This is a genomic window from Leifsonia sp. A12D58, assembly GCF_047530025.1.
Lineage (GTDB): Bacteria > Actinomycetota > Actinomycetes > Actinomycetales > Microbacteriaceae > Cryobacterium.
The window spans coordinates 290,211-310,096 of the sequence record NZ_JBLJAT010000003.1; the positions used below are offsets into that span (position 1 = coordinate 290,211).

Sequence of the window (19,886 nt, forward strand, 5' to 3'; positions counted from 1 at the left end):
TGGTGCGGGTTGTGACGGCGCAGTTCAGCACCACTCGGTCGAATCAGAATGAGGAACATTCACAAAATTGTGAAACGGGCGTATCGTCAGCGCTATGGACACAATCATTGAGACCACTGGGCTGCAGAAGCACTTTGGCCGCGTTCGCGCTCTCGATGGCCTCGACCTGCACGTCGCTGCGGGTGAGGTGCACGGATTTCTCGGGCCAAACGGTGCCGGAAAGTCCACCACGATTCGCATCCTTCTCGGGCTCGCCAGGGCGACCGGCGGCAGTGCGACGCTGTTCGGGCAGGACCCCTGGAACGACGCCGTTGAGCTGCACCGGCGCATCGCCTCGGTTCCCGGCGATGTCAGTCTTTGGCCGAATCTCACTGGCGGCGAAGCGATCGATCTGATCAGCCGGCTGCGCGGCGGCACGGCAGATCGCGTGGCGTATGCAGCGCGCAAGGCGCGGCTGCTCGATGTCTTCCAGCTCGACCCGAAGAAAAAGGGGCGCTCGTACTCCAAGGGCAATCGGCAGAAGGTGGCGCTTGTCGCCGCGTTCGCGACCCCCGCCGAACTCTATCTGCTTGACGAGCCGACAAGCGGGCTCGATCCGCTCATGGAGGTGATCTTCAACGAGGAGATCCGCCGGGTGTCCGGCGAAGGCGCAACAGTATTGCTGTCGAGCCACATCCTGTCTGAGGTCGAGCAGCTGTGCGACAGGGTGAGCATCATCAGGGCAGGTAAGACTGTGCAATCAGGGACGCTCGTCGACCTGCGCCAGCTGACCCGCACCGAAATCTCGTTCTCTGCCGCCACCATGACGCCCGAACGCCTGACAAGACTCGCGGCGCAATATCAGCTCTCGCTGGTGGCTGACCGGGTGCATTTCACCGTCGAGAGTTCGGTGGTTGTCACTGCGCTCCCCCTGCTCGCCGAACTCGACGTGCAGGGTCTGACGGTGGCGCCTCCCTCGCTTGAAGAGCTCTTTTTACGGGAGTACTCCGACGCTCCAGCGGGGCAGACGACTCAATCGGAGCTGTCGGCAAAGGATACGCAGTCGGCCCAGGGGGCGCATCGATCATGAGCACGCTGACTGTGCTGCTGCGGCAGCGCATCCGTCGCGATCGCATGCAACTCGCCATCTGGATCATCGGGATCGGGCTGCTCGCGCTGTTCTCCGCCAGCGCGGTTGAACAGACCTACGGCGATGCGGCCGGTCGCGAAGGGATCATCCGTTTGGCCGTGAGCAATCCTGCGATTTTGATGTTGCGTGGCGTGCCGCAGGGGTCGGGGCTGGATGCCGTCGTCTTCTTTCAGATCTTCACTTTTCTGGCGCTGATGGCCGGCCTCATGAGTACGTTCCTGGCGGTGCGCCACACGCGCGGCGAGGAGGAGAGCCTGCGTGTCGAGCTGACGGCGGCGACGCCTGCCGCACGCATGCTGCCCACGGTGGCCACCCTCATCCACGGGGTCATCGCCAATCTCGTGCTCGGTGTGATCGTCGCGCTCGCGTTCATCGTGGGTGGGCTCGAGGTGAGCGGATCAATCATCACCGGCGCCGCCACGGCTATGGTGGGCATCGCATTTCTGACCGTGGGGATGCTCGCCGCGCAGTTCATGCGTACGTCTCGGGGGGCCAACGGGCTGTCGGTTGCACTCGTCGGAGCCGCCTATCTGCTGCGCGGTCTCGGTGATGCCCTGGGTACTCCCTCAGTCGATGGCCTGTATATGACGAGCGCCTGGCCGAGTTGGCTGTCGTCGATCGGGTGGGCGCAGCAGACCTCGCCGTTCAGTAGCCCGACCCTGGCTCCGTTGCTTCTCTGCCTCGCACTGGCTGCTGTCTGCGCCGGAGCGGTGTTCGTGCTGCAAGCAAGCCGCGACAGCGGAGCAAGCCTGCTGCCGGAGCGGTCGGGCAGAGCGGATGCGAGGTCAACACTCTCCGGATCATTCGGACTTGCCTGGCGACTGCAGTGGCCGACGATTGTGGGCTGGGCGATCGGTGCTGCAGCGACAGGTTTGTTGGCGGGGCTGCTGGCCAAGCTTGTCGTTGCGGCGGCCCAGACTGACCCCACACTCGACAATGCGCTGCGCAGCATCGTGCCCGGAGTTGGCGGTTCGGCCGATCAGGTGCTGGTCTCGGCACTTTTCAGCATTGTCGGGGTGCTCGCAGCAGCATGTGCGACCCAGGTCATCATTCGGATGCACCAGGAGGAGAGCGCCGGCATGGCCGAGGCACTCCTGGCAACTCCGCTGGCGCGGGTGCGCTGGTTCGTTGACTATCTGGTGCTGGGGCTGGTCTCGGTGGTGATCGTTTTGGTGGTCGCTGCGGTGTTCTCCAGTCTTGGCATTCTCGCATCGGGCACCGACACCGCAATGGTCGGCGGATCGTTCGCCGCAGCCGCTGCCCAGCTACCCGCTGCCCTGGTCTATCTCGGCATCCTGGCGCTGATTTTTGTCATTCTTCCGGCTTTCACTCTCGGGTTGGGATGGACGGTGCTCGGCCTTGGCGGCTTCATCGGCATCTTCGGCGGGCTGATCGGTCTGCCCGAATGGCTGCGCAACGTGTCGCCGTTCACCCACACGCCGCTGGTTGTCGGCACAGATACCGATTGGACAGGCGGCCTCTGGATGCTCGCCGTCGCCCTGGTCGCCTGCGCGATAGCGGTTGTCGGGATGCGGCGGCGCGACATCCGTGGGACGTGATGGGTGATTCAACACTGCTTCAGCACTGCTTCAGCACTGCTTCAGCACTGCTTCAGAAATCGAGAGGACTGGACCGATGGCGAGAGACGACCACGCGCTCACCGCGAGTCTTGAGAAGTCGGCTGCTGTGCTCACTGCGGCCGGGTTTCCGAGGATGCCCGCACGCGTCCTCATGGCCCTGATGGGCGCTGAGGCTGGGGGCATGACTGCAGCGGATCTTTCAGAGAAATTGAGCGTCAGCGCTGCGGCGGTCTCCGGGGGTGTGCGCTATTTACAGGACATCGGAATCGTGCACCGCCTTGCCCAGTCCGGCAGTCGGCGTGATCGCTACGAGCTTCCGGAAGACGCCTGGTATGCCGCGGTCGCGAACAAGAACCCGGTCTACGAATCGCTGGCCCAACTTGCGGACGCGGCGGCGGCGGCACTCGATGACCCCACGTCGATCGCGGCAGCGAGGCTGACAGAGATGGCGCATTTCTATCGGTTCTTTGACGAGCGGATGCCGCAGCTGATCGCCGAGTGGGAAGAGTTGCGGGCGTCGCAGCGCGTGTAGCTCGGATTGAGGAGGCTCGTGCTGTGGTTTCTGCTGTGGGTTCTGTGGCTCCTGCTGTGGGTTCTGTGGCTCCTGCTGTGGTTTCTGCTCCCGCTGTGGTTTCTGCTCCCGCAGCTAGCTCACGACTCACGACTCACGACTCACGACTCACGACTCACGACTCACGACTCACGACTCACGACTCACGACTCACGACTCACGACTCACGACTCACGACTCACGACTCACGACTCACGACTCACGACTCACGGCTCACGGCTCACGGCTCACGACTCACGGCTCACGGCTCACGGCTCACGGCTCACGGCTCACGGCTCACGGCTCACGGCTCACGGCTCACGGCTCACGGCTCACGGCTCACGGAAGGAGTGTCCTCCACAGGTGCGCACAATCATAACTTCTCCACAGATGCCTGTTTTTATAGAATGGATCTTCCAATCTTGAGAGAATTGCGGTATGGAACTTTCCTCCGCATCCCGCCGCATAGCCCCTCACAAGCCTGCGGTCGCCCCGACAACGCTGGCTCGGAGCGTTCGGGGCATGGCCTGCGATACGAGCACTATTGCACCTCAGATCGCCTGTCACACCGGTCATGCCTGTCCCACCGGTCATGCCTGTCCCACCGGTCATGCCTCAGGCGGCGCGACATTGTCAAGCCGCGTTCGGCATTCAACCCACACCGTGGCTTCGACCCGGGCAGCGCTTTCAGGCCGCACGTTAGCTTCAATCCGCACTGTAGCCCCGCCCACCGTCATTCTGGCGGTGGCCACACAATGACTCTTATTGCCCCAGACCCTGCGTCAGTCCCTGCTGATGCGTCAGTCTCTGCTGATGCGTCAGTCTCTGCTAATTCGTCAGTCGATGCATCAGTAGACATCTCGCCCCTCGACGCTCTCGACTACGCCCGTCGGCAGTGTGCCGCAGCCCTGGCGCGCATCGATTTCGACCGTCTCAGCGATGGCGACTCGATCAGGGCGCTGGGTTCGGTCGAAGCCCTCGGCCGTCTGGCCGATACGGCCCGTGTTTCGACAGCGACCACGGTGGAGCGCCGCTCCGCGAAGTGGCTGGGTAAGGATTCCCTGGCGCGTCAGCGTGGCTGTCACAACGGCAGTGAACTCATCACCGTGGTGACCCGTGTGTCCGGGCGCGAGGTGGCGCACCGGTTGAAGCTCGGCAAGCATGTGCTGCCCCGCCACGAACTCACCCAGATCCTGCCGCCGCTGTTCCCCGCGGTCGCTGCCGCCCTGGCTGGTGGCGAGCTGGGCATCGATGCCGCTGAGGTGATCGTGACCGGACTCTCCGAGCTCCGTGCCCGGGTAGATCCCGACCTGCTCGCCGCCGCCGAGTCCGCATTGGTCGCTGCCGCGACGGGCCTCGAGTCGGCATTGACCGAGGGGATGCCCAACGCCGGGTTCCCGTTCGATGCGGACTCGATTCGCGGGCAGGTGACCGTGTGGGCGGCCCGTCTCGACCCCGACGGGGTGGCGCCGAACGAGGATATTTTTGAGGCACGCAGCAACATCGGATTCGGCCCATTCCGCAACGGCCTCTACCCGTTGCGGGGCGGGGTAACGCCCGAGCTGCGCGGCATCATGGACGGCATTACCGACACGTACCTCTCCGCTCACACGGAGACTCCGGGCAATGGTGGCCTCCTGCCCGACGCTCACCTGGCTGATCCCGATGGCGCGGCCGCACGAGACGCAGGCACCACCGGAGGCACCGCCACCAATGCAACCGACCGGGACTCCGACTTCGGCACTAACTCCGACTCCGCCTTCCGCGATTCCTCCGGCTTCCCCGGTCCGCTCAACAGCGGCCCGACGTTCCCCTCTGCTGCCGAACAAGCCGTCGAACAAGCCGCGGAGGCCGCGCGGCAGGCCCGCATCGATGCCGGTGAACTCCCGGACGACCCGATCCCGTTCGATGACAGGACGACGAACGAGAAGCGCGCCGATATCTTCCGCGCGATCTTCGACCACACGGCCCGCGACCCGAAAACGCCGACCATGGGTGGTTCTGCCCCGACAGTGATGGTGCATGTGAATGCCCGTGACCTCGCGGACGGCCACGGTATCGGCTGGATCGATGGCGTGGAGGCGCCGGTGTCGATGCGCACGGTGAAGCAGATGATCTGCGCCGGTGGCTTCCAACAGATCGTGCTCGGCGAGAACAACGAAGTCTTGGAGCTTCGTCACGAGGAGCGGTTCTTCAACCGGAAGCAGCGCCGGGCGATGGCCGCCCGCGACGGAGGCTGTGTCATCCCCGGTTGCACCGCCCCACCCGCCTGGACCGAAGGCCACCACGTGATCCCGTGGGTGATCAACCAGAAGACAGACATAAGTAACGGTGTGCTCCTGTGTTGGTATCACCACCACAGTATTGAGACATCCGGTTGGAAGCTTCGGATGGTCAACGGGTCGCCCCAGGTGAAGGCGCCACCCTGGCTGGACCCCTCTAGAACGTGGCGGCCAGGCGGACAACACCGCGCCAGTGCCAGCACACGCAGCGCTATCGGCGCTTAGCTGACGCAGCGCTCCCTTTGTGGAGCTGACTCGAGAACCGTGGAGCTGACACGCGAACCGAGGAGCCCCTTTTCACGCCGTGTCAACCCCCTTGATCAGGTCATTCACCGGTGCGAGCGTGAAATTGCCGATGTCGACAGCTGATGTTGGTCGACAGCTGATGTTGACTGAGAGCACCGGCGTCATATACGTGTACCACCGACCAGTAGGGGCTGAGAGAAATGACTATATTCCTCACCATCGTCATCGTTGTGGCGGTAATTCTCGCTATCACGGGTGGGCTGGTGCAATCGCTGAGCTTCCTCCTCTGGATCGGGGTCGTGCTCGCCGTCATTGCTATCATCGCCTGGTTGATCAGAGCGATCAGCGGTCGCAATTCAACGTGACTCGCAAGCTCAGCGAGACCTAGAAGTTCAGCGAGACCCAGAAGCTCAGCCTTGCCCAGAATCGCAACCTGACCCAGAAACCCAACGGGACGTAGAAAGAGGTCCGTGCAGTGCCACGTGGACAGAATCCAAGCTTGAAAGACCCCGAACTGTATGACGAGCTACGAAAAGAAGGCACCTCTGCTGAGAAGGCCGCCCGAATTTCAAATGCCGCAGCTAAAGAGGGGCGCTCCGCCATCGGGCGCAAGGGCGGTAAATCCGGAGACTACGACGATTGGACAGTCGCGCACCTCAAAGCTCGAGCGAAGGAGCTCGGCATCACCGGCTACTCGGGCAAACGAAAGAATGAAATCATCGAACTACTGCGAAATCATTAACCGCCCCACAGGCGAGTGAGGAAGTCCAGAGTTCGAATGCCCAGGCTGAAGCGCGTCACACCCTACGAGTCCCCCGGCTACCGGCGCCGCCGCAACGGTGACACCTTCCGCTATATCGGTGAAGACGGCCGCACCATCGGAGCAGCCGAACGCACCCGCGTGACCGCCTTGGTTATCCCGCCGGCTTGGAAACGCGTCTGGATAGCCGACACACCGAACGCGCACATTCTCGCTGTCGGAATCGACGACGCTGGTCGACGACAGTACATTTACCATCCTCGCTGGCGAGCTACTCAGGACGGCGAAAAGTTTGCACACGCTCGCGAGCTTGCCGTCGCGTTACCGGCCGCGCGCCGCCGCGTCACCCGTGATCTACGCAGCACCGGCCTGCACAAAGAGCGTGTACTCGCTGCCGCATTTCGGCTCCTGGACTCCACCTCCATCCGCGTGGGCGCAGAAGAATACGCCAGGACGAATGGAAGCCGGGGCCTGTCGACACTGCTGTGCAAGCATGTGAAAGTCGACGGCACAACGATTTCGCTGTCGTTCCCGGCGAAGAGCAACATTGACGCGTCAATCAGCCTCATCGATACCGACCTGGCCGCTGTCGTCTCCGAACTCCTGAAGCGCCCCGCGAAGTCGCGTCTGTTGGCGTGGAACGACTCCGATTCAGCGACCGGCACGGGCGGCGACCGGATGATCCCCGTGACCGCAGCGGATGTCAACGACTACATCCGATCACGAACGGGCGGGGACTTCACCGCAAAGGACTTCCGCACACTCAACGGCACGCTGGCGGCCGCATCCGCTCTCGCCGATCTGGGGCCGGCGCCCGGCGCCAAGACCGCAGCTCGCAACCAACGCGAGGCGGTCAAAGCCGCGGCAGACGTGCTCGGGAACACGCCGACTGTCGCCCGATCCAGCTACATCGACCCCACCATTTGGGCCCGTTACGAAGAAGGTGAAACCATCGACGGCAATGTCGTTCCCGAAAAGGCACTCATTCAGCTGATCGACGGCGCCTCCGAGAACGCCTCCGCCTGAGCGGATACACACCGCAAGCGTCGCGCCCGCTCAGCGCCCGGTTCCGCGGATGCGACGTGAGAGTTCGGCCGCGACCTCGGCCACCGCAGCGGCGAGTTCCGGCCAGCGTTCAGGACCGATCGACTCACGAGGAAAAGTGATGGCGATTCCGGCAGCTGGCCAGCCCACATGGTCGCGCACCGAGACAGCGACAGAGGCGAACCGGTCGGTCACCTCTCCATCTTCGGTGGCGTAGCCGTCTTCATTAACCTTCTGCAGCACGGCCTTGAGTTCCGCATAGGTGTGGGGCGGGCGACCATTGAGGTCAACAAAGGCCGCATTGTCGGGATACAGCGCCCGCAACTGGGCCGCGGGAAGGGTGGCGAGCATGGCGCGGCCGCTGGCCGTGAGGTGTCCGGGCAAACGGATGCCGACATCCGTCACCAGTCTCGGACGACGCGGAGCACGCTCTTCGGCGATGTAGAGCACGTCCCGCCCATGCAGCACCGCCAGATGGCCCGACTCCCCGATGCGGTCGACGAGCCCAGCGAGCAGGGGCTGCCCGATTCGACTCATGGGCTCCTGATGGGAGAACCCACTGCTGAGCTCGAAGGCCGCGACCCCGAGCCCGTAGCGACGCGCTTCCGGCAGGTGCAGCACGAAGCCGTGCTCCTGAAGCACCGCGAGCAAGTGATAGATGGATGACCGCGGAATGCCGAGCGTGTGTGCGATGAGCGCTGCGGGGACCGGTCCGCGCTGAGTCGAGAGGAAGCGCAGGATGCGCAGGGTCTGATCGGCAGCAGGCACCTTGGCTGCGTACTCGGACTGTGCCATCCACTCCACCTTCCCGCGACTACCGGCCGCGACAAGACACATCGTATCCGCGGCAGAAGCCCCCTACGACGAAGCAAGCCCCCGTGCGTGCTCAAAGATCAGGCTGGTCTCGGTGCCGGCCACCGCGGGATTCGACGACAGGTGGTCGAGCACGAACTTGCGCACGTGCGCGGTGTCCCGAGCAGTGATGTGGATGAGAAAGTCATCGATGCCGCCGAGCACGAAGAATTGCGACACCTCGGGAAGCGCACGCAACTCGTCACCGAACGTGCCCATCATGTTGCGCGCTCCCCCGCTGAGCCGCACGGCAACCAGGGCTTGAAGTGGCCGACCCAGGGCAGCCGGATCCACATCGATGGTGAAACGCTCGATCACGCCGGAGGCACGCAATGACTTCACCCGGGCCAGACAGGTCGACGGTGCAAGCCCGACGGCCTCGGCAAGTGCGAGATTCGTTGCGCGTGAATCGGCCCTCAACAGGGTCAGGAGTTTGAGATCGATCTCGTCAAGCTCCGAGATTGGCCGCACAATGTTCGGGCCCACATCCATTTTGCTTCTTCCGTAACGCATCAAAAAGCAGATATATCGCTATCTGCCGAATCATATACGGTCGAAACAGTATTGAAACGAATTTCTTTTAGTCTTTCTCGCACCCAACCATCTTTTAGACGAAGGACTTTCTCGTGATCATTGGTGTTCCGAAGGAAGTAAAGAACAACGAATTCCGTGTTGCGATCACCGCTGCGGGCGTGAACGAACTGCAGAAGAACTCCCACACCGTGCTGGTCGAGACAGGTGCAGGCCTGGCGTCGGGCATTTCGGATGCCGAGTACGCACTCGCGGGCGCAACGATCATCGAGACGGCGGATCAGGTGTGGGCAGAGGCCGACATGGTGATGAAGGTGAAGGAGCCGATCACATCCGAGTACCGCCACTTTCGCGCCGGGCTGGTGCTCTTCACCTACCTTCACCTGGCCGCAGAACCTGAATTGACCGAAGCACTGATGGCCTCCGGCGTGACGGCAATCGCTTACGAGACCGTGCAGAGCGAGAACCGTGCACTCCCCCTCCTCGCCCCGATGAGCGAGGTCGCCGGCCGTCTGGCCGTGCAGGTCGGCGCCCAGTCGCTGACGGCTCCGGCCGGCGGCAAGGGCATCCTGCTCGGTGGTGTTCCCGGCGTGAGCCCCGCCCGCGTCGTCGTGCTTGGCGCCGGCGTCGCCGGTACCAATGCCGCGGTTGCAGCCGTGGGTGCCGGCGCAGACGTCACGATCCTTGACATCAACATCAACCGCCTGCGTGAACTGGATGCCATCTACGGCGGTCGACTGAAAACCGTCGCCTCCAACTCCTACGAGATTGAGCGAGCAGTCGTCGACGCCGACCTCGTCATCGGCTCTGTACTCATCCCTGGCGCCAAAGCACCCAAGCTCGTCACCAACGAACTTGTCTCCCGGATGCGTGCCGGCTCGGTTCTCGTTGACATCGCCGTCGACCAGGGTGGTTGCTTCGAGGACACCCACGCGACGACGCACGAGAGCCCCACTTACCCGGTGCACGAGACGATCTTCTACTGCGTCGCCAACATGCCGGGCGCTGTTCCCAACACCTCGACGTACGCGCTCACCAACGTCACCCTGCGCTACGCCGTTGCCCTGGCGAACCTCGGGGTCTCCGCGGCGCTGGAGAACGACCCTGCGCTGGCGCTGGGGCTCAACGTGGCTGCCGGCAAAGTCACCCACCGCTCGGTGTCTGACGCTCACGGCCTCGAGCTGGCCGACTGGCGCGTCGCGCTGACCGAAGCAGAAACCGCAGCCGAGACCACAGCCGCCGCAGGCCAGGGCGCGCTCGCCTCGGCTTAACCACCACCAGCAAAACTCCATCCGTCGGCCGGCGCCCCATTGAAGGACGCCGGGTCGGCGGGTACGTTTGTTGCATCGTTCGATCGGGCCACCGTTCCAGGTGGCGTCACGGTCTGAGCGCGCGCCACGCTGTTGGGGGTGGTGACATGGCGTCTCCAGATTTTCCCGCGCTGCAATCTCGTCTCGAAGGCACGCTCATGCTGCCGGGGCAACCCGGCTATCCGGATGCCAGGCACGTGTGGAACGGCCTGATCGACAAATACCCGTCTGCGATCATCTGGTGCACGTCAGCTCACGATGTGCAGCAGGGAATCGCCTTCGCACGGGCGCATCATTTTCCGATCGCCGTCCGAGGCGGCGGCCACAGCGTCGCCGGCTACGGCACCGTCGACGGCGGCATCGTGCTCGACCTTTCGCCGATGCACGAGGTCACCGTCGATGAAGGCACGCGCACGGTCACCGTCGGTGGCGGCGCGACCTGGGGACAGGTGGATGCCGTCACCCAGGAGTTCGGACTCGCCGTTCCCGGCGGCGTCTTCTCTCGGACCGGCGTTGGCGGGCTAACGCTGGGCGGCGGGTACGGCTGGCTTCGCAATATGTACGGCCCCAGCTGCATGAGCTTGATCGCCGCCGAGGTCGTCACCGCTGATTGCGCCGTGGTGACCACAGACCACGACACCAACTCCGACCTGCTCTGGGCGCTTCGAGGGGGTGGCGGAAACATGGGAGTCGTCACCCGCTTCACCTTTATGTTGCATCCGGTGGGCCCCGAGATCTACTTTCTCTTCGTCGCCCATGACGCACGCGGCAACGAGGGCGTCCGCGGTCTCAAAGCGTTTCGTGATTTCTGCGCTGACGCACCCCCTGAGATCAGCGCAGTCGCAAGCCTCGGGGTTGTTGCAGAGGGCGCAGACGGATTCGCTGACGACCTCGTCGGCATCCCGTTCATTGGGTTTTCCGGCCTGTTCGTCGGAGATCCGGCACGAGGAGCCGAACTCCTGCGGCCGCTACACGATTTCGGCACGCTCTTGTTCGATGCCTCTGGCGCGATGCCATACACGGCGGTGCAAGGCGTATTCGACGAGGACTACCCTGAGGGCTTTCACTACTACTGGAAGTCCCTTCGCCTTGATCGGCTCGATGATGAGGCGATCGCCCTGATCGTGCTGGCGGGCGCCGATGCCCCGTCAGACCTCAGCAGCATCGACGTCTGGCATATGGCCGGGGCCGCCCGGGCACAGGTCGATGGGGCTTTGACCACGACGGATGCCCCCTTCCTGGTGAATCCGGAGGCCAACTGGATCGATGCACACGAAGACGAGGCGAACATCGACTGGGCCCGCTCGTTCGTCTCAGAGCTCGAACCGTTCTCAATGGGCACGCGCTACATGAACTTCGCCGGGCTCCAGGAGGAGAACCGCGAGTTGATGCGTGCCTCGTTCGGCACCCTTTACGAACGGCTCGCACGCGTCAAAGCGCAGTGGGATCCGCAGAACGTGTTCAGGCTCAACCCGAACGTTCCGCCGAAGTTCTGAGCGAACTCTGGTCAGCGTGCGACCGAGGCCGCGAACCAGGTGGTGATCGTCGTCGGGTGCGTGATGGCCGTACCGACGACAACGGCGAATGCACCGGCGTCGATGCAGGCTGAAGCCTGGGCAGGGGTGTGCACACGGCCTTCGGCAATCACCGGGATCGGCAGTGCTGCCGCGAGTTCGCGAAGCACCTCGAGGTCGGGCCCATCGGTCTTCGGTCGCTCGCCCGTGTAGCCACAGAGGGTGGTGCCGACGCAATCGGCGCCGGCCTCGTAGGCAGCGATACCGTCGGCCACCGATCCGACATCCGCCATCACCAGTGCCGTCGTTTCGGCATGGATGCGCGCGATGGTCTCGGCCAGGGTCAGGCCATCCGGACGCGGGCGGCGGGTGCCGTCGATCGCGACGATCTCGGCACCAGCGCGGACGACAGCCAGCGCGTGTTCAAGCGTCGGCGTGATGAAGACGGGGTCATCTCCGTCTTTCCACAGACCGATCTGCGGCAGAGATACCCGCTCATGGATCAAACGGATGTCGTCGATCCCTTGCGCGCGGATGCCCACTGCCCCGCCGCGTACGGCGGCTTCGGCGATCTGCGTCATGGTTTCCGGGTGCCGCATGGGTTCATCCGGGTATGCCTGGCACGAGACGACGAGGCCACCTTTAAGAGCGGCGAGGTTCTGGAGGGTCATTCTGAGGTTCCGTTCGTGGGTTCGAGGGGTGAGGATGTATCGGGATCGATCACTCAGGCGGCGCTGACCAGTCAGGCGGCGCTGACCAGTGAGGCGGCACCGACGATCGCCGAATCGGCGCCCAGCGTCGGCTGCACGATCCGGCAGCCGGTGAGCAGATCCATGGATTCGCCGCGAGCGGCGGCGACGACCGTGTCCCACCAGCGGGCGCCTGCAGACGCGAGCCCTCCCCCGACGATGACGAGGTCGGGATCGAGGCTGTTGATGAGGCCGCCGATCGCGCGCCCCATCGCGGTGGCGGCAATGGCGATGACCTCAGCCGCGAGAGCATCGCCCTCGTCGGCGCGAGCGAACACCGCCTGGGTGTCTGCGGCTGACGCGCCGCCCCTGCGCAGGTACGCCGCCAGGATCGCCGGCCCGGACGCAATAGCTTCCAGATGACCGACTCGGCCACAGGAGCAGGTGATTCCGGCAGCTTCTTCTGCCGGAATGTGCCCGTAATGGCCGGCGGCACCGTGCCGACCGGACTGCAGCGCACCGTCGATGACGAGTGCCCCGCCGATGCCGGTTCCCGCAGCCACGACCAGAACCGTGCGCTCTCCGTTGCCGGCTCCATGAATCGCTTCACCGAGCGCATGGGCGTGCACGTCGTTCACCGTGGCGACCGGCAAGCCGATCCGGCGTTCGATCTCATCACCGAGCAACGTTCCCGCCCAGCCAGGGAGTGAGTCCGTCGCGGCGCGCACAGTGCGACTCACCGGATCGATCACGCCGGCTGCGCCGATACCGCACCCGGCGATAACGGCGCCGGGTGCGGAATCGATCACGGTCGACGCCAGATCAACGATTGTGGCGAGCACGGCTTCTGGTCCGGATGCCGCCGGGGTGGCAGCCGTCACACGAAATGTGACGCTGCCATCAGCCCGAACGAGACCCGCGGCCGTCTTGGTTCCGCCGAGATCGACGCCGATTGTGAAGGTCATCGCACCAAGAGGCCTGCACGGTCGACGATCGCCTGGATGCGCTCAACGGTGTCGCCGGTGAGTGCGGGCACGGGAGGCGACATCAGGTTCGTCGAGATAACGCCGAGGTGGGCAAGAGCAGTCTTGAATGCGCCGAGTCCGGCGGCTTCTCCGCTGACGCCCGTGGCCTGGAAGACGATCTCGAACAGCTCAGCGAGCTCGTCCTGGATGCGACGCACGGCATCCCAGTCCCCGGCCTTCGATGCAGCGAACAGGTCGACGTAGCGCTTCGGGTCAACGTTGCCGAGTCCGGGAACGACGCCGTCTGCGCCGAGCAGCAGTGCACCGTCAACGACGACCTCGTGACCGGTGAACAGTACGAGGGGGCTGCCTGCAGCGCGGTTGGCCATCACGAGACGGCGGAAGCCGACGTTGTCACCGCTGGAATCCTTGACACCGGCGATAACGCCCTCTGTACCGAGGCGCACGAGCATCTCGTGGCCCAGCTTGTTGTGCACGCGCACTGGCACGTCGTACGCGAAGATCGGCAGCGCTGTTGCAGCGGCGATGAGACGGAAGTGCGTCTCGATTTCGGCCTGGTTCGGCAGCGTGTAGAACGGCGCCGTCGCGACGATCGCGTCGACTCCGGCAGCCTCGGCCAGGCGGATCTGCTGGATGACTCTCGCCGGGGTCATGTCGTTGACGCCGGTCATTACCTTGACGCGGCCGGCGGAGATACGCACGGCCTCGTTCAGGATGAGTGAGCGGTCGGCGTCGGAGAGGAAGGCGACCTCACCTGACGAACCGAGAACGAAGAGGCCGTCGACGCCGCCATCGATGAGGTGGTTGACCAGACGCTCAAACGAGACGAGGTCGATTGCGCCATCGGCGGTCAGCGGGGTGACAACGGGGGGAACAACGCCGCCGAAAGTGGATGCAGACATAAGAATAAACTCCTGAGGTTCTGTTAGTGATTGGCGAGAAGACTGGGGGCCGCGCTCAGCAGAGTGCGGGTGTATGCATCGGTCGGGTTAGAGAAAACGCTCTCGGCTGGACCCTCTTCAACGACGCGACCGGCTTTCATCACGACGATGCGGTCCGAGACGTAGCGCACCGTCTGGATATCGTGCGAGATGAATGCCATGCCGAGGTTGAGGCGTTCTTTGAGGTCACTGAGCAGGTTGAGGATCTGCGCCCGCACCGACACGTCGAGTGCGCTTGTCGGTTCGTCGGCCACGATGATGTCGGGGTCGAGGGCGAGCGCCCTGGCGATGGCAACACGCTGGCGCTGGCCACCCGAGACCTGGCCGGGGAACACCTCACTCGTTGAGGCTGGCAAGCCAACCAGGTGCAGCAGCTCCCGTACGCGGGACTCCCGCTGGGCCGGCGTACCGATGCCGTGCACCTTGAGGGGGTCCAACAGGATGTCGTGTACCGACATCCGGGCGTTCAACGCCGTCGAGGGGTCCTGGAAGATGATCGACACTGACTTGCCGTATGCCTTGGCTGTTGCCTGGTCACGCTTGACAATGTCGTTTCCCTTGAAGGAGACGGTGCCAGAGGTCGGCGACTGGAGCCCGACCATCACCCGGGCAAGTGTCGACTTGCCACAGCCGGACTCGCCCACGATACCGATGGTCTCGCCGCGGTTGAGGGTGAGGCTCACTCCGTTGACGGCGTGCACCTTGTCGCGGCGGAACAGCGTTCCGGTGCGGGCGGTGTGGATGACGTGGATGTCGTCAAGCCGCAGGATCTCGCTACTGGTGGTCATCGTGCGGCCTCCATTTCTGTATCGGGTGCCAGGAGGGCATCGTCATGGGTCGACACGAAGTGCACGGTGCCAGGGATCGCACGCAGTTCCGGGCGTTCGGCTCGCACCAGGTCGCCGGTGAGCGAGCGAGGAGCGAAGCGGTCACCCGTCGCGAAGTCACGCGGCGACGGAACTGTGCCTGGGATCTGGTGCAGGCGGCTTGCGCCGTCTTCGATCGACAGCACGGAGCCAAGCAGTCCCCTGGTGTACTCGTGGCGCGGGCTGGTCAGCAGGCTGACCGTCGGTGCGGATTCAACCACCTGACCGGCGTACATCACGGTGATGCGGTGAGCGAGCTCAGCGACGAGGGCGAGGTCATGGCTGACGAACACCATGGCGAAGCCGAGCTTCTCGCGCAGCTCGTTGAGCAGGTCGATGACCTGGGCCTGCACCGTGACATCCAGTGCCGTTGTCGGCTCGTCTGCCACGATGAGCTTCGGGTCACGGGTGAGCGCCATGGCGATCAGCACGCGCTGACGCTGGCCGCCTGAGAGCTCGTGCGGGTAGCTCTTCAGGGTGCGGTCAGGATCGAGGCCGACGAGCTGAAGCAGCTCTTCTGCGCTGCGAGTGCCGCCGCGCTTGATGAGCTGGCCGAGCTGCGAACGGATGAGCATCGACGGGTTGAGCGAGCTCAGGGCGTCCTGGTAGACCATCGCCATCTCATGCCCGAGCAGCGCCTGGCGTTCCTTGGCCGGCATGGTCAGCAGGTCGCGACCCTCGAAGAGGATCTGGCCGGTGATCTCGGCGGTGTCCGGCAGCAGGCCCATGATCGCCAGGCTTGTGATGCTCTTGCCACAGCCGGATTCGCCGACGAGCGCCATCGTCTCTTCTGGCCGAACCGAGAAGCTCACGTTGTCGACGACGGCGATGTCACCGTGACGCTTCGGGAAGCGGATGCTGAGGTTCTTCACCTCGAGAAGAGGCGCAGCGTCTGCGGTGTAGACCAGACGGTCGGTGCGGCCCAGCTCGTTCGCGCGCAGCTGTGCCAGGTGAACCTCAAGCGGTACAGATGCTGCGGCGAGCTCGACAGGTGACGTTTCGTCTGTAGCGCTGTCGGCTGCCGACACTGCGGCAACGGCCTTGGCGTTCTTGGTTGCCGGCTTCACCAGTGCATCGGTGAGGCCCTCAGCGAGGATGTTGAGCGACAGCACCGTGAACAGGATGAGCATGCCGGGGAAGAACGTCGCCCACCAGCCACCGCTCAGCAGCAGGTTGCGGCCGGAGGAGATGACGTTGCCCCATGACGGTGCGGGGTCCTGCACGCCGGCGCCGATGAACGACAGGCTGGCCTCGAACACGATCGCGTCGGCAACCAGCACGGTGACGAACACCATGATCGGTGCAGCACAGTTGCGGGCGACGTGCCAGATCAGGATGTGCGGCAGGCGGGCGCCCATCACGCGTTCGGCCGAGACGTAGTCCTCGCCGAACTGCGCGATGACGTTGGCCCGCACGATGCGTGCGATCTGCGGAACGTAGAGGAACGCGATGGTGCAGATCAGCACCGGCAGTTCCTTGCCGAAGACGGCAACGAACACGATCGCCAGCGCGATGCCGGGGAACGACATGATGATGTCGAGCACACGCATGATCGTCTCGCTCAACCAACGAGAGGCTGTGGCAGCGATCGAGCCGACGATGGCTCCGGCGATGAGTGCCAGCGACGTGGCTCCGAGGCCGATGGCCAGCGAGTACCGGGCACCGTACAACAGGCGCGAGAAGATGTCGCGGCCGTTGCGGTCGGTGCCGAACAGGTGCTCGAACGACGGCGGCAGTGCCGGGATGCCCGACTTCAGCGGGTCGTACGGCGCAATGACCGGGGCGAAGATCGCCAGCAGAACAATGACACCGAAGAATGCCAGGGCAATCTTCGAGCCGAGGGGCATGGCGCCGAAGCGCTGTGCGGGGACGCTCAAGCGGTCGCTGAGTGATCGACGCATCGTTACACCGTCCGAATTCGTGGGTTGATGATCAGGTACAGCATGTCGACGATGATGTTGACGATCACGAAGGCGAGGGCAACCGTGAGCGTGACACCCTGCACGAGGTTGATGTCGTTGTTGGTCACACCGTTGAGGATGAGCTTGCCCATTCCGGGCAGGTCGAAGATGACCTCGATGATGACGGCGCCACCGATCAGGTAGCCGACGCGCAGGCCGAGCACCGTCACCGGCGTGATGAGCGCGTTGCGCAGCACGTTGCGGCTGACGACGACGCTGCGGGGCAGCCCGCTTCCGATGGCCGTTCGCACATAGTCGCGGTCGAGCTCCTCCACCATCGAGGTGCGAACCACACGGGTGAGGGATGCCGCCACGGGGAGTCCGAGAGAGATGGCGGGCAGGATCATGGTGCCGAGCCATCCGCTGAACGAATCAGTGATGTTGATGTAGCCACCGGTGGGGAACCAGCCGAGGCCGAGCGCGAAGTTCTGGATGAGCAGGATGGCGAGCCAGAACGACGGCACCGCGATACCTGCGATTGAAATCACGCGGATGAGCTGGTCTGGCCAGCGGTCGCGGTACAGCGCGGCGGTCACGCCCATCGTGAGCGAGAGCACCACGGCGATCAGCAGGCCGAGAAGGGTCAGCTGCAGGGTCAGCGGGAAGGCTGAGCTGACCAGGGACGTCACGGGGCTTGCCGGCGGAACCGTTGAGCCGAGGTTGCCCTGGATCAGGTTGCCAAGGAACCCGAGGTACCGCACGATCAGCGGATCGTTCAGACCCGATTCGTTGCGGAAGGCCTCTCTGGCGGCCTCGGATGAGCTCTCACCGAGAGCGTTGATTGCCGGGTCTCCCGGCGCGAGTTGCATAACGAAAAAGACGAGGGCGGTGATGCCCAGGATCATAATCGGGAGCACGGCGATTCGTCGGGCCATCAGCCTGAGCAACGCGGTCACAAATGTCTCCTCATCGAGAAACGGTGGGGGCCGGCCAGACGGCCGACCCCCGGTGGATAACTACGCCGTGCGCGCGACGTCCAGGAAGGACAGGCCGGTGAACGAGACAGGAGCGAAGCCGGTGACGGCGTCCTTGTCCCAGGCGGTCGGCAGCTTCCTGTGCACGAGCGGGTAAACGGGGCACTCATCGGCGATCAGGTCGAACGCCTTGCCCCAGAGTTTCTTCTGCTCGTCGGCATCGTCGGTGGCCATGGCGTCGTCGAGGTAGCCGGTCAGAGTCTTGAACTCGGCTGATTCTGCCCAGCGGTAACGCTTGGTCGGCCAGACGGTTGCAGCGCCGTACCACCAGCGCAGCAGCAGGTCAGCGTCGTTGCCGAAGACCGACGGGTCACCGGGGGCGACCATGACGGTGTAGTTGCCCTCGTCAACGATCTTGTACTGGGCGCCTGACTGGTTGCTGTCGATGGTCGTCGCGATGCCTACGGCGTCGAGGTCTTCCTTGATCAGCGGCAGAACATCCTTCACCCAGCTGGTGTCGGTGGCCAGCAGCGTGATCGACAGACCGTCAACTCCAGCGGCCGACAGAAGCTTCTTGGCCTTCGCGAGGTCGTAGGTGTAGGTCGTCTTCGCCTTCTGGTACGACGGGTGCTCCTTCTGCAGGTAGCTCGTGGCGGCCGTGGCCTGGCCGAGCATGCCCGTGTTGATGAGCTTGTCATAGTCGATGGCGTAGCGGAATGCCTGACGCACGCGCTTGTCGTCGAACGGAGCGACAGAGGTGTTGAACATCATGAACAGCTGACCGAACGATTGCACTGACTCAACGTTGACGTCCTTCGACAGCGATGCAACGTCGATGTACGGCACGTCTTCGATGGCCTGGACGCGGCCTGACTGCACTGCGGTGACGCGCGCGGCGGCATCCGACAGCAGGTTCCAGGTCATGGCGGCGGCAAGGGCGGGGCGCGGGCCGGTGTATGCGTCGAAGCGCTCGTACGTGATCTTGTCGTCCTTGACGGCCGACAGCATCTTGTACGGGCCGGTTCCGGTCGGCAGCGAGTCGAATGCAACCTTGTCGGCTTCAACGAGTGCCTTCGGGACGATCTTAACGACGGAGAGGCGCTCGAGTGCGAGTGCTGTCTCCTGGTTGAGCGTGATCTCGACGGTGGTGTCATCGACCTTGGCGATCGACTCTACGAACGGCAGGAACGTCAGGTAGAGCGATGCGTTGGCCGGGTCAAGCACGCGCTGGAACGAGAAGACGACATCGTCTGCGGTCACAGGAGTGCCATCGTGGAAGACCGCTCCATCACGCAGCGTTGCGGTGACGGTCTTGCCCTTGACCTTAGGCAGTTCCCCGGCCAGTGCTGCGTAAACTTCACGCGTCACGGGGTCCAGCTCGACGAGGCCTTCAAGTACGTGCCAGTTGGCGGCGACGGCAACAGCGCCGGTCGTCGTCATCGGGTCGAAACCGGTGGACAGCGCGTAGGAGATACCCGCTTCGATGGTGCCGTTCTTGTCGATGCCGGCAGCTGCGGTGCTGGGCGCTTCGACATTGTTGGTTGACGCGGGGCCGCTGCAGGCGGCAAGAGTTGCCACCAAACCCATTGCGCCTGCTGCTTGGAGGAAGACCCTACGGCTAGTCTTCCCCTGAAGTGTTTCTTGGAGCATCAGATTGCCTCTCGTTAATGTGCGGAAAGCTAAATCGGACGTCAGACGTCCTACGTGCTAAAATGAAGCTATCCATAGTCG

Annotated in this window: 18 protein-coding genes; 9 read left to right on the forward strand and 9 right to left on the reverse strand. The window is 64.0% G+C overall.

What is annotated here, in order from left to right; genetic code table 11:
* Positions 1-94: 94 nt before the first annotated feature.
* The 7 genes from ACMT3I_RS09685 (at position 95) to ACMT3I_RS09715 (ending at position 7,573) form a co-directional block, all read left to right on the forward strand.
* Positions 95-1,069, forward strand: coding sequence for an ABC transporter ATP-binding protein (locus ACMT3I_RS09685; protein ID WP_414804278.1), 975 nt, complete (start codon positions 95-97; stop codon positions 1,067-1,069).
* Positions 1,066-2,688: an ABC transporter permease gene (locus ACMT3I_RS09690; protein ID WP_414804279.1), complete on the forward strand. Its 1,623-nt coding sequence runs from the start codon at positions 1,066-1,068 to the stop codon at positions 2,686-2,688. Before ACMT3I_RS09685 ends, ACMT3I_RS09690 begins: the two co-directional genes overlap by 4 nt.
* Before the next feature lie 76 nt (positions 2,689-2,764).
* On the forward strand, positions 2,765-3,241 hold the full coding sequence (locus ACMT3I_RS09695) for a GbsR/MarR family transcriptional regulator (RefSeq protein WP_414804280.1): 477 nt from the start codon (positions 2,765-2,767) through the stop codon (positions 3,239-3,241).
* A gap of 773 nt (positions 3,242-4,014) precedes the next feature.
* Positions 4,015-5,766 (forward strand): DUF222 domain-containing protein, encoded by a 1,752-nt coding sequence (locus tag ACMT3I_RS09700; protein ID WP_414804281.1) that lies wholly within the window; start codon positions 4,015-4,017, stop codon positions 5,764-5,766.
* 221 nt (positions 5,767-5,987) lie between these two features.
* Positions 5,988-6,152 carry a hypothetical protein gene (locus tag ACMT3I_RS09705; RefSeq protein ID WP_414804282.1) on the forward strand — a complete coding sequence of 55 codons (165 nt, stop codon included), beginning with the start codon at positions 5,988-5,990 and terminating at the stop codon, positions 6,150-6,152.
* Positions 6,153-6,262: 110 nt separating this feature from the next.
* Complete coding sequence (locus ACMT3I_RS09710; protein ID WP_414804283.1) at positions 6,263-6,529, forward strand: Rho termination factor N-terminal domain-containing protein; 267 nt, start codon at positions 6,263-6,265, stop codon at positions 6,527-6,529.
* 36 nt (positions 6,530-6,565) lie between these two features.
* Entirely contained in the window at positions 6,566-7,573 is a 1,008-nt protein-coding gene (locus tag ACMT3I_RS09715; protein ID WP_414804284.1) for a DNA topoisomerase IB, read from the forward strand.
* Between the two features lie 30 nt (positions 7,574-7,603).
* Here the strand turns inward: ACMT3I_RS09715 and ACMT3I_RS09720 are convergent, their stop codons facing one another.
* Entirely contained in the window at positions 7,604-8,386 is a 783-nt protein-coding gene (locus tag ACMT3I_RS09720; RefSeq protein WP_414804285.1) for an IclR family transcriptional regulator, read from the reverse strand.
* Positions 8,387-8,449: 63 nt separating this feature from the next.
* Positions 8,450-8,935 (reverse strand): Lrp/AsnC family transcriptional regulator, encoded by a 486-nt coding sequence (locus ACMT3I_RS09725; protein WP_414804286.1) that lies wholly within the window; start codon positions 8,933-8,935, stop codon positions 8,450-8,452.
* 134 nt (positions 8,936-9,069) lie between these two features.
* On the opposite strand from ACMT3I_RS09725, the gene ald reads away from it, so the two are divergent.
* The gene (gene ald, locus ACMT3I_RS09730) at positions 9,070-10,245 is read left to right on the forward strand and encodes an alanine dehydrogenase (RefSeq protein WP_414804287.1); all 1,176 of its coding nucleotides are present in this window, start codon (positions 9,070-9,072) and stop codon (positions 10,243-10,245) included.
* 146 nt (positions 10,246-10,391) lie between these two features.
* Positions 10,392-11,780: an FAD-binding oxidoreductase gene (locus tag ACMT3I_RS09735; protein ID WP_414804288.1), complete on the forward strand. Its 1,389-nt coding sequence runs from the start codon at positions 10,392-10,394 to the stop codon at positions 11,778-11,780.
* An 11-nt stretch (positions 11,781-11,791) separates the two neighbouring features.
* On the opposite strand, the gene ACMT3I_RS09740 is transcribed toward ACMT3I_RS09735, so the two are convergent.
* The 7 genes from ACMT3I_RS09740 to ACMT3I_RS09770 form a co-directional block, all read right to left on the reverse strand.
* Positions 11,792-12,469 carry an N-acetylmannosamine-6-phosphate 2-epimerase gene (locus tag ACMT3I_RS09740; RefSeq protein WP_414804289.1) on the reverse strand — a complete coding sequence of 226 codons (678 nt, stop codon included), beginning with the start codon at positions 12,467-12,469 and terminating at the stop codon, positions 11,792-11,794.
* Between the two features lie 71 nt (positions 12,470-12,540).
* Entirely contained in the window at positions 12,541-13,452 is a 912-nt protein-coding gene (locus tag ACMT3I_RS09745) for an ROK family protein (RefSeq protein ID WP_414804290.1), read from the reverse strand.
* Positions 13,449-14,375: a dihydrodipicolinate synthase family protein gene (locus tag ACMT3I_RS09750; RefSeq protein WP_414804291.1), complete on the reverse strand. Its 927-nt coding sequence runs from the start codon at positions 14,373-14,375 to the stop codon at positions 13,449-13,451. The genes ACMT3I_RS09745 and ACMT3I_RS09750 overlap by 4 nt, the downstream gene beginning before the upstream one ends.
* 23 nt (positions 14,376-14,398) lie before the next feature.
* Positions 14,399-15,202 (reverse strand): ATP-binding cassette domain-containing protein, encoded by an 804-nt coding sequence (locus ACMT3I_RS09755; RefSeq protein ID WP_414804292.1) that lies wholly within the window; start codon positions 15,200-15,202, stop codon positions 14,399-14,401.
* On the reverse strand, positions 15,199-17,181 hold the full coding sequence (locus tag ACMT3I_RS09760; RefSeq protein WP_414804293.1) for a dipeptide/oligopeptide/nickel ABC transporter permease/ATP-binding protein: 1,983 nt from the start codon (positions 17,179-17,181) through the stop codon (positions 15,199-15,201). Before ACMT3I_RS09760 ends, ACMT3I_RS09755 begins: the two co-directional genes overlap by 4 nt.
* 2 nt (positions 17,182-17,183) lie before the next feature.
* Entirely contained in the window at positions 17,184-18,137 is a 954-nt protein-coding gene (locus ACMT3I_RS09765; RefSeq protein WP_414804294.1) for an ABC transporter permease, read from the reverse strand.
* 60 nt (positions 18,138-18,197) lie between these two features.
* Positions 18,198-19,742 carry an ABC transporter substrate-binding protein gene (locus ACMT3I_RS09770; RefSeq protein ID WP_414804295.1) on the reverse strand — a complete coding sequence of 515 codons (1,545 nt, stop codon included), beginning with the start codon at positions 19,740-19,742 and terminating at the stop codon, positions 18,198-18,200.
* Positions 19,743-19,886 lie beyond the last annotated feature (144 nt).

Excerpts from the sequence above, each read along its gene's own strand:
- ACMT3I_RS09755 (WP_414804292.1), bottom strand. The coding sequence starts at position 15,202 with ATGACCACCAGTAGCGAGATCCTGCGGCTTGACGACATCCACGTCATC.
- ACMT3I_RS09690 (WP_414804279.1), top strand. The coding sequence starts at position 1,066 with ATGAGCACGCTGACTGTGCTGCTGCGGCAGCGCATCCGTCGCGATCGC.
- ACMT3I_RS09700 (WP_414804281.1), top strand. The coding sequence starts at position 4,015 with ATGACTCTTATTGCCCCAGACCCTGCGTCAGTCCCTGCTGATGCGTCA.
- ACMT3I_RS09705 (WP_414804282.1), top strand. The coding sequence starts at position 5,988 with ATGACTATATTCCTCACCATCGTCATCGTTGTGGCGGTAATTCTCGCT.
- ACMT3I_RS09750 (WP_414804291.1), bottom strand. The coding sequence starts at position 14,375 with ATGTCTGCATCCACTTTCGGCGGCGTTGTTCCCCCCGTTGTCACCCCG.
- ACMT3I_RS09715 (WP_414804284.1), top strand. The coding sequence starts at position 6,566 with ATGCCCAGGCTGAAGCGCGTCACACCCTACGAGTCCCCCGGCTACCGG.
- ACMT3I_RS09720 (WP_414804285.1), bottom strand. The coding sequence starts at position 8,386 with ATGGCACAGTCCGAGTACGCAGCCAAGGTGCCTGCTGCCGATCAGACC.
- ACMT3I_RS09695 (WP_414804280.1), top strand. The coding sequence starts at position 2,765 with ATGGCGAGAGACGACCACGCGCTCACCGCGAGTCTTGAGAAGTCGGCT.
- ACMT3I_RS09725 (WP_414804286.1), bottom strand. The coding sequence starts at position 8,935 with ATGGATGTGGGCCCGAACATTGTGCGGCCAATCTCGGAGCTTGACGAG.
- ACMT3I_RS09735 (WP_414804288.1), top strand. The coding sequence starts at position 10,392 with ATGGCGTCTCCAGATTTTCCCGCGCTGCAATCTCGTCTCGAAGGCACG.
- ACMT3I_RS09740 (WP_414804289.1), bottom strand. The coding sequence starts at position 12,469 with ATGACCCTCCAGAACCTCGCCGCTCTTAAAGGTGGCCTCGTCGTCTCG.
- ACMT3I_RS09760 (WP_414804293.1), bottom strand. The coding sequence starts at position 17,181 with ATGCGTCGATCACTCAGCGACCGCTTGAGCGTCCCCGCACAGCGCTTC.
- ACMT3I_RS09770 (WP_414804295.1), bottom strand. The coding sequence starts at position 19,742 with ATGGGTTTGGTGGCAACTCTTGCCGCCTGCAGCGGCCCCGCGTCAACC.
- ACMT3I_RS09745 (WP_414804290.1), bottom strand. The coding sequence starts at position 13,452 with ATGACCTTCACAATCGGCGTCGATCTCGGCGGAACCAAGACGGCCGCG.
- ACMT3I_RS09685 (WP_414804278.1), top strand. The coding sequence starts at position 95 with ATGGACACAATCATTGAGACCACTGGGCTGCAGAAGCACTTTGGCCGC.